Annotated in this window: 19 protein-coding genes; 10 read left to right on the top strand and 9 right to left on the bottom strand. The window is 57.4% G+C overall.

The genetic code is table 11. The features are described from left to right. The 4 genes from HOJ95_11515 to HOJ95_11500 all read left to right on the top strand — a co-directional run. The coding region (locus tag HOJ95_11515) for an SDR family oxidoreductase (protein MBT6395327.1) at positions 1-253 on the top strand (253 nt) is incomplete at its 5' end. A gap of 47 nt (positions 254-300) precedes the next feature. Next, a complete protein-coding gene (locus HOJ95_11510) occupies positions 301-612 on the top strand; it encodes an NIPSNAP family protein (protein ID MBT6395326.1) in 312 nt (103 codons plus the stop codon). A gap of 100 nt (positions 613-712) precedes the next feature. Next, the gene (locus HOJ95_11505) at positions 713-1,561 is read left to right on the top strand and encodes a cupin domain-containing protein (protein ID MBT6395325.1); all 849 of its coding nucleotides are present in this window, start codon (positions 713-715) and stop codon (positions 1,559-1,561) included. A 10-nt stretch (positions 1,562-1,571) separates the two neighbouring features. Then, the gene (locus HOJ95_11500; protein MBT6395324.1) at positions 1,572-2,840 is read left to right on the top strand and encodes an ATP-grasp domain-containing protein; all 1,269 of its coding nucleotides are present in this window, start codon (positions 1,572-1,574) and stop codon (positions 2,838-2,840) included. Between the two features lie 13 nt (positions 2,841-2,853). Here HOJ95_11500 and HOJ95_11495 read toward each other — a convergent pair whose 3' ends face one another. The 9 genes from HOJ95_11495 to HOJ95_11455 form a co-directional block, all read right to left on the bottom strand. After that, positions 2,854-3,402, bottom strand: a complete 549-nt coding sequence (locus HOJ95_11495) for an iron-sulfur cluster assembly accessory protein (protein MBT6395323.1) — start codon at positions 3,400-3,402, stop codon at positions 2,854-2,856. 235 nt (positions 3,403-3,637) lie between these two features. Beyond that, positions 3,638-4,003 (bottom strand): response regulator, encoded by a 366-nt coding sequence (locus HOJ95_11490; protein MBT6395322.1) that lies wholly within the window; start codon positions 4,001-4,003, stop codon positions 3,638-3,640. Between the two features lie 31 nt (positions 4,004-4,034). Then, positions 4,035-5,093 (bottom strand): alcohol dehydrogenase catalytic domain-containing protein, encoded by a 1,059-nt coding sequence (locus HOJ95_11485; GenBank protein MBT6395321.1) that lies wholly within the window; start codon positions 5,091-5,093, stop codon positions 4,035-4,037. Positions 5,094-5,115: 22 nt separating this feature from the next. Beyond that, positions 5,116-5,973 (bottom strand): cupin domain-containing protein, encoded by an 858-nt coding sequence (locus HOJ95_11480; protein ID MBT6395320.1) that lies wholly within the window; start codon positions 5,971-5,973, stop codon positions 5,116-5,118. 29 nt (positions 5,974-6,002) lie between these two features. Then, complete coding sequence (locus HOJ95_11475) at positions 6,003-6,875, bottom strand: cupin domain-containing protein (protein ID MBT6395319.1); 873 nt, start codon at positions 6,873-6,875, stop codon at positions 6,003-6,005. Then, a complete protein-coding gene (locus tag HOJ95_11470; protein MBT6395318.1) occupies positions 6,875-7,909 on the bottom strand; it encodes an alcohol dehydrogenase catalytic domain-containing protein in 1,035 nt (344 codons plus the stop codon). Before HOJ95_11470 ends, HOJ95_11475 begins: the two co-directional genes overlap by 1 nt. Before the next feature lie 176 nt (positions 7,910-8,085). After that, complete coding sequence (locus HOJ95_11465) at positions 8,086-9,306, bottom strand: pyruvate carboxyltransferase (protein ID MBT6395317.1); 1,221 nt, start codon at positions 9,304-9,306, stop codon at positions 8,086-8,088. 89 nt (positions 9,307-9,395) lie between these two features. Next, a complete protein-coding gene (locus tag HOJ95_11460; GenBank protein ID MBT6395316.1) occupies positions 9,396-10,712 on the bottom strand; it encodes an aminopeptidase P family protein in 1,317 nt (438 codons plus the stop codon). Between the two features lie 117 nt (positions 10,713-10,829). Then, on the bottom strand, positions 10,830-11,645 hold the full coding sequence (locus HOJ95_11455) for a FadR family transcriptional regulator (protein ID MBT6395315.1): 816 nt from the start codon (positions 11,643-11,645) through the stop codon (positions 10,830-10,832). 348 nt (positions 11,646-11,993) lie between these two features. On the opposite strand from HOJ95_11455, the gene HOJ95_11450 reads away from it, so the two are divergent. The 6 genes from HOJ95_11450 (at position 11,994) to HOJ95_11425 (ending at position 17,710) form a co-directional block, all read left to right on the top strand. After that, on the top strand, positions 11,994-12,845 hold the full coding sequence (locus tag HOJ95_11450; protein ID MBT6395314.1) for a TIM barrel protein: 852 nt from the start codon (positions 11,994-11,996) through the stop codon (positions 12,843-12,845). Next, positions 12,842-13,915: a phosphotransferase gene (locus HOJ95_11445; protein MBT6395313.1), complete on the top strand. Its 1,074-nt coding sequence runs from the start codon at positions 12,842-12,844 to the stop codon at positions 13,913-13,915. The genes HOJ95_11450 and HOJ95_11445 overlap by 4 nt, the downstream gene beginning before the upstream one ends. Beyond that, entirely contained in the window at positions 13,912-14,496 is a 585-nt protein-coding gene (locus tag HOJ95_11440; protein ID MBT6395312.1) for a GNAT family N-acetyltransferase, read from the top strand. The genes HOJ95_11445 and HOJ95_11440 overlap by 4 nt, the downstream gene beginning before the upstream one ends. A gap of 98 nt (positions 14,497-14,594) precedes the next feature. Then, positions 14,595-15,653: a GNAT family N-acetyltransferase gene (locus HOJ95_11435; protein ID MBT6395311.1), complete on the top strand. Its 1,059-nt coding sequence runs from the start codon at positions 14,595-14,597 to the stop codon at positions 15,651-15,653. After that, positions 15,650-17,005, top strand: a complete 1,356-nt coding sequence (locus tag HOJ95_11430) for a glycosyltransferase (protein MBT6395310.1) — start codon at positions 15,650-15,652, stop codon at positions 17,003-17,005. The genes HOJ95_11435 and HOJ95_11430 overlap by 4 nt, the downstream gene beginning before the upstream one ends. 18 nt (positions 17,006-17,023) lie before the next feature. After that, complete coding sequence (locus HOJ95_11425) at positions 17,024-17,710, top strand: PIG-L family deacetylase (protein MBT6395309.1); 687 nt, start codon at positions 17,024-17,026, stop codon at positions 17,708-17,710. The last annotated feature ends 41 nt before the right edge of the window (positions 17,711-17,751 follow it).

The following is a 17,751-nucleotide window of genomic DNA, read 5'->3' as shown; positions in this document are numbered from 1 at the left end:
CTCGTTCGCGGTGGACTGGGCGAAGGAGAACATTCAGGTCAACTGCATCTGCCCCAACTTCATCGACACCCCGCTCACGCAGCCCTTAAAAGAAGACCCCGTCATTAACGACGCCATCTGCGGGCGAACGCCAATGGGCCGCTTCGGCCGGATGGGCGAGCTCGTGGGCCCCTGCGTCTTTCTCGCCTCGGCCGCGAGCAACCTCGTAACCGGCGCCTCGCTCATGGTGGACGGCGGCTGGTACTCAAGCTAGGGAACAAAAACAAACATCAACGGGAAATTTCAACAGGAGACGCACCCATGATTTACTCGCTTAGAACACACCATGTCATGCCGGGCAAGATGAACGAGTTCCACGAGCTTCGCCGCGAGGCGATTCCTTATTTCGAGAAACACGGCATCAAGATTGTGGGCTACTGGAAAACCGAAATCGGACCCTCGCCCTCGGTCGTGTCGCTCACAGCCTTTGAGAATTGGGCCCAATACGAGGAGGCGCAAAGCTCCCTCGTCGCGGATCCAGAATTCAAAAAACTCATGAGTCGCTTCCAAGGTCTCAGCCAGCGCACCGACACCGTTATCTTGCGGCCAACCGATTATTCGCCGATAGCGTAAGAGGAATTCAACGAACTCGGCACAAGGATATACTTCCCTAATGGGAAGACTTATCAAATAGAGCCCAAGCAAATTTCGAACTTCATAAAGGAGCGACACTATGCATTCATTCAGAGAAATCACCGATTCGTTGTACGAGACACCCGCGAACTACGCGGGGCATTCGGAGGGTTTTCAGCGGGCCGATCTTATCGGGGCCGCGCAGGGCTCGGTCCATATCGGCTTCAGCATCGCCGCGCTTAACCCTGGCGGGCGAATCGACGCTTGCGTTCACGCTTATGAGAAAGGCATTTTTGTTCTGGAGGGTGAAATTGAGCTCAACCGCGACGGGCAGGTATACCGCCTCGGCAAATTTGAATATGCCCTCATCCCCATCGGGACAGAGCACGCTTTCAGAAACACCTCGGGCGCCCCGGCCAAATGGGTCGAGAAATGCGCCCCCCAGCCCAAGCCGGCGGATGGTTGGCCGGACCTCTTTTTCACCAAAGGGACGGAATGGGGTGAGCCCCTTTCGTTTGACCCCTTAAACCCGGCCAGCCGGATGACCGGGCATTTTGAGTGGGACCAGATTCCTCCTGTCCAGAATGTCGATAAATACATGTGGGGCTGGGCGAAAAAAATGTTGATTGACAAAAAATTCGGCAGCTATCAATTCGATATGTTCATGATCGAGTTTTCAGACGGCGGTCAGACGAACGAGCACGAGCACTCTTTTGAGGAGGCTTATCTTGTTCTTGATGGCGAGTGCACCTTCACCGCCGAGGGGAAGGAATATGTCATCAAGCCGGGAACGATTGCCTGGTCAGGCGTGGGCTCGCCGCACGGGTTTTTCATGAACCGGGGGACACACTGCCGCTGGCTCGAAATCATGACCCCGCAGCCCCCACTCCAGCACAGCAACCGCCGCCTCTCGACCTGGGACGATATCCGGGCCCATATGCAAGGTTGAGCGCATCTAGATGAAACGCGCACTGCTTTTGATGACGGTGAACACCTACCGGGCCTCGGCTTATCTTTCAGCAGCCGAGCGGGCGGGGATTAGCGTCACGGTTGGCACTGATCGGCCAGATGTACTGGCCGATTTGAATCCGGGCGCATCGCTCGCTCTCAACTTCCATGAACCAGAAAACTCGGCGACGGACATCAAGGCGTTTGCCGCCGAGTTTCCGGTGGATGCCATTGTGGCGGTGGACGATGACACGGTGATATCGGGCGCGATGGCAGCCGAGGCGCTGGGCCTCCCCTCCCACACGGTGGAGGCGGCCCGCGCCACCCGAAGCAAATACGAGCTAAGAAAAATCCTCGACGAGGAGGGGCTGCCCTCTCCCGGATTTCGGCTTGTCGGGGCGGATGACGACCCGGCGACCATCGCCCGTTCGGTCTCGTATCCTTGTGTTTTAAAACCAACGTTTCTCGCCGCGAGCCAGGGCGTCATCAGGGCGAACAATGAGGCGGAGTTTGCCGCCGCCTACCTGAGAATCGGAATAATACTCACGGACACCGATACCAAGGAGCGCGGCGGCCTTGAGGCGGACTCGCTACTTGTCGAGGATTACATTCCCGGCCAGGAGGTTGCGCTTGAAGGGCTTGTCGCTGCGGGCGCTCTTCATGTTCTGGCGATTTTCGACAAGCCTGATCCGATGGTGGGGCCGTATTTCGAGGAGACGATTTACGTCACGCCCTCGCGTCTGACCGAGGATATACAAAACAAAATTATCGAGGCTGTTAAGCGCGCCGCCAAGGCAGTTGGCCTCAAGGACGGGCCTGTGCACGCCGAGCTTCGGGTGAATGCTGATGGGGTATGGGTGCTCGATTTGGCGAGCCGCAGTATCGGCGGCAAATGCTCGGGAGCGCTTGAGTTTGGCGACGGGCTAGCGCTTGAGGATTTGATTCTCTCAAAAGCGCTGGGCACCACCCCGCCCTCGATGGCGCGGACCAGCGCGGCCTCGGGGGTGATGATGATACCGATCCCTGGGCGGGGAATTTTAAAGGGGGTCGATGGGATGGCGGCGGCACTGGCAGAGCCGGGCATCACCTCGATAGATATTAGCATCCACACCGGGGGGCTGGTCGTTCCGCTTCCCGAGGGGAATCGCTATCTGGGATTTATTTTCGCGAAGGGGGAGGCGCCGGAGGATGTCGAGGCGGCGCTTCGCCAGGCACATGCACAATTAAAATTCCGGCTCGACCCCGAGGAGGGAGCCGAGCCGGAAGGTGAAGTCGTTTAAATCTAAAAAAAACTTATTTTTTGGTCGGTGCGTAGTAGGGGTTGTCCCCTGAGGCGTGGTCGGTGGTGTCCACCACTTTAAGCTCTGGGTCGATCTGTTGAATACGCGCCTCGACGCCGGACTTCAGCGTGACATCCGCCATGCCGCAGCCTGCACAACCGCCACCCATCTGAACGAAGACGCGCTTGCCCTCAACGTCGAGCAGGTTGATGACGCCGCCATGCGAGGCGACAGCTGGATTAATCTCGGTGTCGATTATTTCCTGAAGCTGTTTGAGCAAAGACTCCTCACCCTCGGCACGCTCGCGCGTGATTTTGAAGCCGCTTGTCGGGCCCTCGGAAATAAAATCTATCTGCGCCAGCTCGGCGCGAGAGAGATGCTCGACAGGAGCGTATACGCCCATTTCAGGGTGCTCAAGTTTTTCGAAATCGCTTGCGTCCTCTTCTTTCACGAGATCGAGCTTATAGCCGCCCTCAAAGCTAACGAGGATTCCGGCGAAGCCGCCCCCATGCTGGTCCATGATTTCCTTGATCTTCGAGACTGCGCCGTCAGTAATATTCATCGCGATTACTCCAGGTAAATGGCCTATGGTTGGCCGCAAATCGTTTATCGAAAAACCAGACCAAATTCATCCAAGATAATACCACTCCGCCTCAAAAAGGCAACGGGGCTCTCAACCTCCGGAGCCCGGCAAATCAGGCACCACGAATCACCATATTTCATTTAATATCAACATGTTAATGAAATAAATAGCAACCCTGCCCTCTGGTATCTGCGGCAGGTGGCAACACGCACCCTCACCCGGCCCCCAAGAATTTTTGGACCCGCCGCGCCACCTCATCAACCTTAAAAGGCTTGACGATATAATCTTTGGCCCCGGCCGCGAGGCAGGTCTGGACGATATCTGACTCGCCTCGGGCGGTCAGCATAATAACGGGAGGAAGAGCGATTTTCTCGAGCCTGAGCTGACTTAATACTTCGACGCCCGTTTTCTCCGGCATATCGTGATCCAGGATGATGAGATCGAAATCCACCCTGCGAATCAACTCATAGGCTTTTCTTCCATCTCTCGCGATAGAGAGATCGTGCCCAGCCCCGCTTAAAATAGATTCTAAAAGGGGGGGAAGCGTCTCATCGTCATCTGCCACCAAAATTGTAGCCATCTCTCACCTCACAAAGATACGCCACCACACCTCAGGGCTCGACAACCACTTTGAGCGCACCGTCTATTCGCTCGCTGAACGTCTCCAGCGCTTTCGCAAATTCTTTGAGCGGAAATTTATGTGTGACAAGACTGGGAAGCTCAAGCGCGCCGCTCTCGACAAGGGCATGCACTTCAGGCAGGGCGTTCGGCGCGGCACGTGAGCCGATGACTTCGATCTCATCCAGAACAAACCGGCGGAGCGGCAAAGGGGCATCCTCCTGGGTAATACCGCCCACGACAACGCGTCCCCCCTTTTTAACCATTTCAACTGCCTGAACGATTGTGCCGGGCGTTCCCGCGCATTCGAGCACGACATCAGGCCCCACGCCGCCGGTCGTCTCTTTAATGAATTGCTCGACATCGGTCTGCTCATAGTTGACCGTCTCGTAGCCCATTCCCGCCGCCTTATCGAGTCGGCTGCCCCGGCCCACAACAATCACGCGGCCAGCACCGAGCGCTCGTGCACATTGATAGGTGACCGAACCAATCGCGCCGGGCCCGATGACAACCACTGTGTCGCCCGCCTCGATACGACCCTGCTTGGCAATATGGAGCGCGATTCCTGCAGTATCGTACAAAGAGGCGGTGGCAAGATCAGAACCGGGCGGGAGTTTGACGAGGCAACGCGCATTCACCGAGATGTATTGTGCGTAGGCGCCGTGCACCGTGAAGCCGTATTGGCGGTGTCCCGAATCAACATTTCCGTAGTTGAGACAAATATTGTAGCGCCCCTGCATACAGTTGCGGCAATGGCCGCAACCCACGGCCGAGCTTCCGGCCACGAGATCGCCCGGCTTGTAGTCGGTAATACCCTGCCCCACCGCCTCAACGGTGCCTGCCCACTCATGGCCGATGATGAAGGGCCATTTGGGCGGCCACATCGGAAAAAATTTCCCGGAGATAATACCGATATCTGTTCCGCAGATAGCGGTCGCGCCGATGCGGCAAAGCACCTCGGCGGGCCCGACCTCTGGCCTGGGCACCTCTCTTTGAAACTCGTATTTATTCGGCTCAAGGACCACCACCGCTTCCATGGTCGATTCGGGCATATCTAACTCCTTAGCACACGGCTTAAAGCGGGGTGCGCGTCTTGATGTCGTCCTCGGTCACGTCGCCCATGTAGACGTAGCCAGTCTCCTCGACGCTCCCCGAGCCGATATACATACCCACCGCCTCAACTGGCTCGGTATCGCTCAGATTGTAGAGCCAGTGCTCAACGCCCTTGGGGATATAGTGAAAATGCCCACCACGCACTTCAACACGATCAGAGCCTGCCCCGGCGAGGCCATGGCCGCTGATGATGTAGTAAATCTCCTCGCAATTATCGTGGCGATGTTTCTTGTGAATAGCCCCCGGGAAAAAACGCGCGCGAAACAACGTGGTCGAACTACCGTTGTGGCTGCCAATCGGAATACGGAAATCCGTGATTGACCAGCCCTCGCCCTCGTTCATATTCTCTTTGGGGACATCGTCGAGGTGAACCAGAATACCCTCGTCAAATCCATCCCTCGGCATGGCGAGATCAGCCTCGGTCACGTCACCAGCGAATTGATAACCCGAGTCCTCGACGCTTCCCGCACCGACATAAAACCCGATTACCAGCGCATCCTCGTCCTTCGTCTCGTTATGGAAAAAGTGCGGCGAGCCTGCTGGCATGAGGCGGCAGTGCCCGGCGCGTACCTCGGCCCGCCCGTCGCCCTGGCCAACAACGCCATTGCCACTCAGATAAACGGCGATTTCGTCCGAGTTCGTGTGAAGGTGTTTTTTATGGGTCGATCCAGGCCTGAAAATAGAGTGGAACACGCAGGTCGAACTGCCGCATTCCTTGGTAATGGGAAGGCGAAACTCCGAGATCGCCCAGCCCTCGCCAGCATTCATGTTCTCAGGAACAACATCATCTACATGGATCAGGGGGTATTGAAGTGGCATGACAGTTTCCTCTTATGAAAAATGGCGTTTTATAACTGGCCCGTGCGCGAGGCGTTTATGTCCTCGTCCGTCACCGGGCCGTTGTAGGCGAATCCGCTCTCATCGAGCGCGCCAACCCCAATATACCAACCAGGGGCAACAAGATCTTCACTATCGCTGATGTTGGCGAGCCAGTGCTCGCACCCGGCGGGGATGAAGTGAACGTCGCCGGGGGCGAGTTCCCCGCGGTCCGCACCCACACCTGCGAGGCCGTGGCCCTTCAATACGTAGCATATCTCCTCGCAGTTATCGTGGCGGTGCTTCATGTGAACGGTTCCGGGGCCGAAGTATCCATACATCCAGCATGAGCCGACTCCGTGGTCCCTATTCAGGGGCTCACAGAAATAATCCTGGGTCCACCCCTCATCCCTCGACACCTTCACCATTGGAACGGCGTCCTGGTGAACCAGGGGATATTGCAGATTGTCGTTGCGCAATGTCCTCGGGGCCCTCAAATCATCTTCAGTGACATCACCGCAAAAGACATAACCGGTGGCCCCCATGTTCGGCGCGCGATCATAGAGCCCAAGAATTATCAGTGGCTCATTCCGGCTGAGGTTCACCAACCAATGCTCCACCCCCTTGGGGATGTAGTGGTAATGGCCGGCGTGGACCTCGACACGATCCGCGCCCGCTCCGGCGAGACCGTGGCCGCTGACGACATAGTATTGTTCGTCACAACTATCGTGCCGGTGTTTCTTGAGTCTGTCGCCAGCCTGGAAGACAGCATGGAACATCGTGGACGAGCAATTTTCTTTCTCACTCAGGACCACCCGAAACTCTGATACGGCCCAGCCCTGAGCCTCATCCATTTTCTCTGGCGCCAGGTCGCCAATGCGGATGTATGGATGCTCAAATGGCATTATGCACCCTCGCCAATTTGAATGACGCCGCGAAGCGTTCCCCCGTCGCCGCCACTCTCAATAAATTCAAAACCCTTTTGAATATCATCGAGCGGAAAATGGTGGGTGACAATCGGCTCAAGATCTATTTGACCCGAGGCCACCAGCGCGATGGCGCGATCGAAATCCTCGGCAAGGCCCGCGCGCGAGCCAATGACGGTGATGTCCTTAAAATAGTAGGACTGCGCCGGAATGCCGCCGACCTCAGTTGGCCCGATGCCAAACTGGAGAATCGCCCCGCCCGGACGAACCATCTCGTAGGCCTGAATCATCGTCTGGTTCGTACCCGCCGTTTCAATCACCACGTCTGCCCCGAGGCCGGAGGTTAACTCCTTAACGCGCGCAACCGGATCGCCCTCGCCTGCGGGCACAATCTCATCGGCCCCAAGTTTTTGCGCCATTTCAAGCTTCCACTTGCTCCTTGTCACAGCGATGACCTTGGCCGCACCCGAAACTTTCGCCAGTTGTGTATGAAGGAGCCCGCTTGAGCCCTGCCCGAGCACGGCCACCGAGCCGCCGGGAATGTAGGGCGCTTTGCGCTGGCTGTACACCACGGTGTAGAGGCCAACGAAATTCGTCGCCGCCGCGAAGGAAACATTGTTGGGAATCTTGTAGGCCTCGGTTTCTTTTACCGCGATAAGCTCGGCGAAGGTGCCGGGAACCTCACGACCCCGCAGCCCGCCGTTCAGGCAAAGATTCGTAAGCGCCCGCATGCAGTAGTGGCATACTCCGCAAGCCGTCACCGGGTTGAGCACCACCCTGTCGCCAAGGGCCAGCCGCGTGACACCCTCGCCGAGGCTGATGACGGTGCCAGTGCACTCATGGCCCGGAATAACCGGAATGTTGGCGGGCATCTTTCCTGCCCAGATGGAAACATCGGTGCCGCAGATAGCCGATGTCGCGACATCCACAATCACCTCGCCGGGCCTAAGCTCCGGGTCGGGCTGTCCCCCCACCGTCATTTTATGTGGCGCTTCGAGCAATGCCGCTTTCATGAAAAACTCCTGATTTCGGGTATCGAATAATTGCAAAGAAAGAGAATAATACCGCCAAACGGGACAAGTCCCAAGGGGGCAACATATATGGTCCGTCCACATGATTGAGCGCCAAAAAAACGGGGGCGGCCCGTGGTGGACCGCCCCCGCTGGTGATGCTTTAGTGAATCTGGCCGCTATTCTGCGCCAGCCAGCTCTTTGAACTCTTCCATCGTGAGGAGGCGGTTCACCTCGAACGCCTTCTCTTTTACGTCCATCAGCAGGGCCATCATCTCTTCCTGGGTGGCCGTGATGCCGAGCTCTTCCAAGAACCAGACAATCGAGTCAATCCCAGAGCCTTTGCCGATAACGGGCTTGGGCTCGGTCTGGCCGACGAGGCCCGCGCGATAGGGCACGAGTTCGGTCGGGAAGTCGACGCCCGCGTTCTTGAGCCAGCTGACGATGATGCCGCTCTCGATGTCATAGAGCTTCTCGCCGACGATGCAGCGGTTCGGCGGAACAGCCACGTCCGCCAGACCGGTGACGAGACGCGAGACCTCGACCATTTTTTCGGTCTTGAGGCCCATGTCAACGTCATACATGGTCTTCATGGCGAGGGTGAGCTCTTCATAAGCGCAGTTGCCAGCGCGCTCGCCAAGGCCGGTGACCGAAGTCTGGGCCACCTGGCAGCCCGCCGCCATCGCCATCAGGGTGTTGGCCACGCCCATTCCATAGTCGTCATGGAAGTGGGGCTCAAACGGCGTGTCTGGGAACACCTCGCGCATTTTCTTGATCAGGTGGGGCACGGTGTGGGGCGCAAGGCCGCCAAAGGTGTCAACGATGGCGAGGGAGTCCATATGGCCCTCGGTCGCAACACGCTTGAGCATGGGGAGCACCCAGTCGAGCGGGGCGCGCGAGAAGTCGATCGGGAAAAAGCAGACATAGAGTCCGTTTTCCTTGGCATACTGCGTCGCCTTGATCGAAGTATCGATGGCCTTGTTGAGGTCCCACTTGTAGGCACGCTCGATGATGTGGGTCGAGCTGGGAACCTCCATGACAATGCCTTTGACGCCGGTATCGACCGAGCGCTTCACATCGTCAACCATGCAGCGTGCAAAGCTGAACACCTCGGTGTCCGAGCCTTCAAGGCGCTTGACAATCTCCTTGATGGCTTCCTCATCAGGCTTCGATACGACGGGCATACCAGCTTCGATGCGGTGAACACCCACCTCGGCAAGCGCCTCGGCGATGCGGATTTTATCATCCTTGGTGAAAAGAACGCCGGTCTGCTGCTCGCCGTCGCGAAGCGTTACATCGTGGAGCTTGGGGCTGGGATCAAAGTTCACCTGATCGCGGACTTCTTTGTCGAAATTCCAGGGACTGGTGAACCACATGTCTGTGTTCCAAGGCTCGCTCATTGCCCAACTCTCCTCTTTAAAAAAGTTATAAGACCCCGACGGACAGCGGCCCGAAAGCTACACTGCCCGCCGAGGAAGGAATGACTCGTTTACTCGAAACGCCCCTCGCCCCGCGATTTATGCGAGAAGTCGAAGAAGGGCGAGTCCTGGATGCACTCGTCGTAGTGCTGCATGCCAGTGAAGATAATCGGGCCGTCGGGGCCGACGAGGACGTTCTCCTCGAGGCGAACCGTCTGCGGCAGGCCCGCATGGCCAGCGAAGGTCTCGATGGCGAAGTACATGTTCTCTTTAATTTCCACCGGATAGTCGAGGCTGTAGGCCCGGCTAATCCACATGCCCTCATAGAGGTCGAGGCCGATGGAGTGGGCAAACTGCTGAAGCGTCACCGTGCCGTACTTATCGTCAGCGTACACGGGGAACTGCGAGGCAACGTCCTTGGTCGTCTTACCAGGCTTGAGGTTCTCAAGGCCTGCGTACATCGAGTCGTAAACCTCACGGTAGAGCGCTTTTTCGGTCTTCGTCCAGTCGCCGCCACATTTGAAGCAGCGCACATAGTCAACGAAGTAGCCGCCAGGACCGATAGCATTAATGTCCACGATTACCAGGTCGCCGTCGCGAATCATCTTGTCGGTGTGCCAACGACGGTACGGGCTGGTGTTACCGCCCGAGGCGACGATGATGTCGTAAACGAAGTCAAAGCCCTCTTCATAAAGCAGGTTATTGACCCACGCCGTGAGGTCGCACTCGCGAATGCCAGGCTTGAGCCATTCGTGGCGGATCTTCCACATGCAGGTGTCACCGATGGCCGAGCTAATCTTCAGGCACTCGATCTCCTCGGGGGTCTTGATGACGCGGGCCTCACTCATGGCCGGCCATGCGTTAACCAGATTCACACCCTTTTCGGTGAAGGCGCTGTAGGCCTGGAAGTCCATGATGTCGATACCAATGCGGCCACCCAGGTCTACTCCACCCTCTTTGAGAACATCGATAACCGAATCAACCATGCGGTTGACCATCATCTGCTCGGCCGTCTCGGACCATTTCCAGGTGATGGCGGGGCGGATGTTACCCTTGAGCCAGGGGGCGTCGATGCGAGCGCACTCAAAGTCGGAGCCAGCCGTCTCGAAGAGAACGGGGGTCTCCGCACCACGGCAAAGCACCGCATAGCGGATGAAGATATTGTTCTTCCAATTACCCTGGAAGACCGAGCAGGTGTAGCGGATGTTCTCGCCCTTGAACATGATGATGGCGTCCATGTCGTGCTTTTCCATCATGTCCTTGGCGCGCTGGAGCCTGTCCTTGCGCATCTGGTCGAAATCGACCCGGCGCTGCCAATCGCTGCCCGTCTGACTGAACACGCGGCGGGGCGACTGATAATGCTCCCGCTGCAGAAAATCCATCGGCATTCCCTGTTTGCTGAGGTCCACCATAGTGAACTCCTCCTTGAAAAGAATGTTGCGGTAAACGCAAAGTGCGGCCCTCTAGTGGGCTACATTTCACAAAATAAAAAATGACTTCCGGTCTTAGGCTAAATTTCTGATTCTCGCTTCTCCTTTTTTTTTGCCCTGTATTTCGCCTTCGGCGATATTATTTGGATGGTTTTTCGGCTCGCTAATTAATCCAGCGCCGCCAGCAGCGATAAGCGCCGCTCGGAGATGCTCTCCCTCGGCATCCATATGCTCGCGCATGGCAGCGCTCGCCGCCTCAGTGTCGCCCGCCTCAACAGCGGCTAGAAGCGCCTCATGCTTAGCAAGGGCCTCGTCGGGCTGGCCGGGGATGCCGATGATGCGGCGCTGGCTCTTTTCAATCAGGCCCGCAATGGCCTCCCAGAGCGTCAGTAAAACAGTGTTCCCTGCCGCCTCGGCGAGGGTGCGGTGAAATGCGATCCCCGAGTGGACAAACGCCTCCGAGGAGGATCTGCGCCCACGCATTTCATCGGTCAGGTTACGGAGCTTTTCAATGTCTGCCGCGCTACACCGCCCGGCGGCAAGTGGGGCTATCTGCCCCTCAAGCCCCCGACGAACCTCCCAGAGTTCAAGCAAGGTTTCCTGGCGCACATCGAGAAGGAACGAGAGGCTCTCTCTGATCGATGCGAGATAGGGATCGACGCTGAGATTTCTGAGAAAGGCGCCCTGGCCGCTTCGGACTTCAATGAGGCCGGTGGAGTCGAGGGTGCGAAGCGCCTCGCGCACCGACGCGCGGCCAATGCCTAGTGTTGCGGCTAGCTCACGCTCGGAGGGAAGCCTGTCGCCCGAACAAAGTTTCTTCGTCCGTATCAAGTGCTCAATTTGGGCGACAACGTCTTCATAGAGACGCGTTCTTTTGACCGGGCGGAGCAAGAATTCCCCTCCTGGGGCCGGGCTTGGTGGCCCGGAAAGAGTGTCCAAAATCTAAGGTCATTCGAAATGCTTCTGGTCAGGTGGTCTGACCAATACTATGGATACTCCCACATGTCAAGAAAATGTCCAAGATTTTTCCTGTATTTCGAGGCGGCCCGAATCAAAGTGCAATTCACCATCCGGCTCAGGCCGCATCAACACGAGAGGGCTTCTCTAAAATGTAGGCCCAGAAGACCAATCGCGCTCTTTTTTCCCACAGTCCTGAGGCGTATTGTTCCCCCTTAGGCCAGGGCCCTATAATGGGCTAAAGGATTGTTTTTCTAACACTCATTCGACAAAGGATAGATTTTGCCACCAACACCGAGTCTCTCAGCCCATCTTTTTGCATACGAGCCCCTCACTTTTGACCATCTCAAAACCACAGCGGAGGCCGGATATTGCCAGGTCGAGCTATGGGCGATGAAGCCCCATCTGGAATATGACAATCCCGGTGCGATTTCCCAACTCGACGAATGGCTCGAGGAGCTTTCCCTCAAAGCCGTCAGTTTTCACGCCCCGTTTTATGAACACTTCAATGCAGCGCGCGCCGGCAAATGGCTCTCCCTGTCCCATTCGGAGCCCGAAAAGCGCCTCGCCGCCATCACCCAGACCCAGACAGCCATGATTGCCATGGCGCGCCTAGGCGCCCGGATAGGCGTTCTTCATCCATCGGCCCCGGGTGCCGCCGGGGCGAGTGATAACCTCGATGGTTTTTGTCAGAGCATCGAGCAGCTGGCCCCCATTGCAGAGCATTTGGAGATGACGCTCGCGGTCGAGAACATCCCTTCACCGCTCGGAGGGGCTGCACAGATTGAAGCGCTGGTCGAGCGCATCGATCATCCGAATGTGCGCGTCTGCATCGATGCCGGGCATGCCCATCTCACCGAGGGCGAGGGTGCGGCAGAGGCCTTTAAGCGCCTCGCCCCGCTGGCCGCCGCCACCCATCTTCATGACAACGACGGCGAGAACGACGCTCACCTCATACCCGGAGAAGGAAAAACGCCGTTTCTTGCTCTGATAGATGCGCTTGAGGAAGCTGGCTATGAGGGACCGCTCACCTACGAGCTTCGCCGCCCGGAGGATGTGCCCTATGCCGAGGTGCTCGCGGAGCTCGGCCGCACCGCCACACTTCCCACACCAAGGGCCGGAGGCAGCGCGTGACGGATAGGGCCTTCCTCGATTCAGGCATTCCCCCCACAGGGGTGGAGCGTCTGATCAAACTCGCCGAGGAGGTCCTTGCTGCACCCGTGGTCGATACCTCGCCAATTACCGGAGACGCCTCGGGGCGCGCCTATATCCGCCTTCGGCATCCGAAGGCACGACCCCCTACTTCGGTCGGCATGATTCTCCCCGAGCCATTCGAGGAGAATGAGCTTCCCTTTATTAATGTGCAGGTCCATTTCCGCTCGGTTGGCCTGCCTGTCCCCGAAATTTTGGGCTCCAACCCGAGCGCCGGTGTGCTGCTTCTTGAGGATGGCGGCGAGCAAACGCTTGAGGATGTCTGGCAGGTAGGCGGATGGGAGACGGCTCGCCCTTATTATGAAGAATCGATCAATCTGCTGATAAACCTCCAAAACTCTCCTAATGACAAAAAGGACTGCATGGCACTCGGCTACGGGTTTGACGCTGCGTTGTTCGAGCGCGAACTGCATATGACCCGTCGCTGCGCCCTGGAGGCGCTTTGCGGCATGAATGCCCCCGAGATGGATTTCGCCAAGCCGTTTTCGGCACTGGCAAAAGCGCTTTGCGATTTGCCCTATGTGCTGACCCACCGGGACTACCACAGCAGAAATCTCATGGCGGCGAGCCCGAAGCTAGAGGCGGCGCAGCTCATCATTCTCGATTTTCAGGACGCGCGCCTCGGCCCGGCAACCTACGACCTGGCGTCCCTAGTTTATGACAGCTACGTTTCCCTCCCAGAGGCCGCCAGGGAGACGCTCATCGAGAAATTTTGGAAGGCATCTAATGCGCGAAATCTTTTTCCAGATCGCCCGGCGTTTGATCGCGCTCTTTCGCTTACAGCCCTTCAAAGAAACCTCAAGGCCATCGGCACATTCGCCTTCCAGAAAACAGAACGGGGAAACCCCCGCTATATCCGGTATATATCCTTGACGGCAGAGCACACGCGCCGTCACCTGTCTGCGCTGGCGGGCCTGGACGGCCTCGCCGAGCAGCTTGAACCCTATATCTGCGCCCTTGAGAATACGGAAGAAAAGGAGACAGTTAATTGAGCGGGTGGCCTTCATTTTTAAGCACCGATGTGGAACTTGGGCTCTACGACTTCATCTACCCAGGGGAGATCCCGGCCAACGAGGCTCGCATTGAAGCCACGTACCAAACACTGGATTCAGAGTCTGCCTATCGCCCGTTGATCGAAGAGGTGCAGGGCGAGCGGATGGTGGACAGGAGATTCGGGCGAGGCGAAATGTGCTTTGTCGCTATCCACAAGGGGTATATCGTCAGCTACATATGGGGCTCTCAAGGAAAGGTAGGCGTCGAGGAGATCTCCCTGGCCGTCAAAACCGCACCCGGCGAAATTTATCTCTACGACGCCTTCACCCTTGAGCCTTGGCGGGGCAAGAACCTCTACCCTTCAGTTCTTCAGCGGGCGCTTGAATATGGCAGAGACCTCAACCTCACACGCTCGACAATTTTCGTTGAGGCGAAGAACACACCCTCGATCCGGGGGGTCACGAAAGCTGGCTTCACGCTTTTTCAAAAGCTGTTGCTCAAAAAGATACTCGGATTCGGCAAGCCCAAGCTGATTCCACCATCGGAAGGACATGAGACCGCAGAATTCGTCCCGCTTTAGGGCCCGTATTGACGCTTCATATAACCGCGTTTAGTATTTGTGGGTTTTTTCTTACGGCGATTTTTACCAATCGCGTTTAAAAAATTACTGGAGAAAGAATGTCTTCATCGTGTTCCACGCCCACGCCTTGCTACACCGCGCCCAGCCCCTCGGGGAAAGAGCCGCTCCAGGTCTGCGTTCATTCCGCCGAGGAGGATTTTACCCGGCTGGCACCCGAGTGGCGCTCGCTGATGGAGGCCAGCAGCCACGCCCATCCCTTCTACGATCCGGCCTGGCTCGCCACCTGGTGGAAACACCTGGGCTCAGGGGAGATCCATATCTGCACAATCGGCAGACAAGGAGAGCCTCTGCTCGCCATTGCCCCGCTTACCCTTCGGGAAGACGGCGTCATGCGTTTTATCGGCGGCGAGGACCTGACGGACTACCTCGACATTATCGCCAGAGAGGGGGCCCACTTCGAGGCCTGGGGAGCACTACTTGAGTACTTGAATAGCTCGGCGGCCCCACCCTGGAAAGAACTCGTCCTCCACAGTACGCCCGAGGACTCGCCGACGGTAGCGTATTTCTCAGCGTCAGAGAACACCGCCACCATCGAGCCAGAAGAAGTGTGCCCGGTGATCACGCTTCCCGATTCGTGGGACGATTACACCGGCATGCTCGGCCAGCGCGAGGAGAGGGAGCTGCGCCGCAAGATCCGCAAGGCGAACATGGAGCCGGGCCTTGAATTTCACCGTACACTTGCCGAAAAAGAACTGGAAAACGATATCGAGGAATTCGTTCATCTTCACAAATTGAGCCAACCCGAGAAGGCAGATTTTTGGAACGAATCGCGGCTAGCCTTTTTCAAGAACATGTCGAGGGAAATGCTCGATCGCGGATGGCTTGACCTCAGTATCATGCGCGTGGACGACCATCCTGTTGCCGCGAACTTCTCTCTCGACTACGGGGACCGAATTTATCTTTACAACTCAGGCTTCGATCCGGGCGAGCGTGAACTGAGCGCGGGCCTTGTTCTGCTCGCACAGAATATCGAGCAAGCCATCCAGGCCGGGCGCACCTCGTTCGACATGCTGCGGGGCGATGAGCCTTACAAATACCGTTTCGCGGCCAAGGATGAGGCCATCAAATGCATCCGATTAACCCGGGAGGGCGCATGAGCCCCGATCAGCCGCTTCGCGCTGCGCTGCTCTCCATGCATACCGACCCGGCGAGCACGCTGGGCGGGGACGTAACCGGCGGCATGAACGTTTACGTCCGCGAGGTGGCAAAAGCCCTGCCCGCCCTCGGGGTGGAGGCCGACGTTTACACCCGGGCCGAGAGCGGAGAGCTTCCGGTGGCCGAGGAACTCGCGCCGGGGGCCTACCTCGTACGCATACCTGCCGGCCCGCTAGAGAGTCTCGACAAAAATCTTCAACTCCAATTTACAGAAGCTTTTGCCTCTGGCATCAACCATTTCGCGGACAAAGAAGGCCTCGCGTACGGGGTCATCTCATCGCACTACTGGCTCTCTGCCGTGGCCGGAAAGACGCTTTCTAAAAATTGGGGCGTTCCACTGGCCCACAGATTTCACACCATAGCGGCTCGCAAAAACGATTCCCTCCCCGGCGGCAAGGGCCGGGAGAGTGTGGAAAGGATCCTCGCCGAGAATAAAATTGCCGGTGAGGCGGATGCCCTCATTGCCTCATCCACTGCCGAGGCCACTGACCTGAGAGAAAAACTGGGCGCCGAGGAAACGAAAATTTTCCAGGTGCCCTGCGGGGTGGACACCGAGCGCTTCACACCAATGCCCCGGGCCGAGGCGAGGGCGACTCTGGGCCTGAGCAGAGATGAAAAAATCATACTCGCCGCCGGAAGAATCGAGCCGGTCAAAGGACTCGACAGACTGGTGGAGGCGCTTGCCGCCATCAAGAAGAGCCATCCCGATATTAAGGTGCGCGTCATACACATCGGCGGAGAAACAACGGAAGAAAACAGAACGTCCCAAGGATTATCCCCTGGGGCCTTCTCCTCTACGGCACAGCGCGAGGAAGTAAGTCGTATTCTCGATATCGCGAATGAGGCAGGCCAAGCCAGAGACTTTCACTTCCTCGGGGCAAAATCTCAGGAGACACTTCGAGCTTACTACTCGGCCGCCGATGCGCTGGCGGTTCCTTCGCGGTACGAAACATTCGGCCTCGTTGCGCTTGAGGCCGCCGCTTGCGAGCTTCCGGCAGTAGCGTTTGATGTCGGCGGGATATCGAGCAATATCGAGACTGGAAAAACAGGGTATATTGTACCCGACGGCGACAACATTGCCTTTGCCGAGGCGATGATGAGAATCATCGACTCGGCAGATGAAAAAAAACGTTTAGGAAACATGGCCCGGAGCCGAGCCGAGAGCCTATCGTGGTCATCGGCTGCAGAGGCGGAAATCCGGATTTGGGAAAAACTTATTCAGCGGCGCGGCGGCGCAGCATCTGCCGCCGACAAAGCGGCCGACGCCGCGAGCCCCCCAGGGGTTCCGGCCTAAGAAAATGGAGATAGCGTTTTGAGCCGATCAGAATTCACGAACATTATCGTTGTAATGGCCCACCACGATGACGCCGAACTCGGCGCCGGTGGAAGTATCGCCCGCTGGGTTGCAGACGGCGCGACTGTGCGCACCATTATCTGCACCAACGGCGACAAGGGCACTAAAAAAGACATTCCTCCCTACAAGCTCACTGAAATCCGTGAAAAAGAGCAGCTTGCTGCCTCCAAAGCGCTCGGGGTGAAGGAGACGATATTCCTCCGCCATCGAGACGGAGAGCTTGAAGACACGAGGGCTTTCAGGAACCAGATTGCGTTTCTCATTCGCCACATCAAACCCGACACCGTCGTGGTACACGACCCCTGGCTGCGCCACTACTCGCACCCCGACCATCAGGCCGTGGGCCACGCGACATTCAAGGGCATTATCTATGCGCGCGACCACCACTTCCTACCCGAGATGACGTGGGCAGGCATCAAGGCCCACCACACGAACGCGCTGCTTTATACGCGCTCGGATAACCCGAATTTCTTCGTCGATATCTCGGAGACCATCGGCAAAAAGATCAAGGCCATCAACGCCCACAAAAGTCAGATTCACAACCCTCGCGCCATGGAAAAGAGGGTGCGCATCCGGGCAGAGGAGCGCGGACAAATATCGGGCCACCCGATGGCCGAGGATTTCATGATTAAAAGAATGCGCTAGTCCACTTCGATAGCCGTACGCCCTGAACAGGTCGAGACCAC

This window comes from Nitrospinaceae bacterium (assembly GCA_018669005.1).
Lineage (GTDB): Bacteria > UBA8248 > UBA8248 > UBA8248 > UBA8248 > UBA8248.
This window is presented reverse-complemented; position numbering and strand designations above follow the sequence as displayed.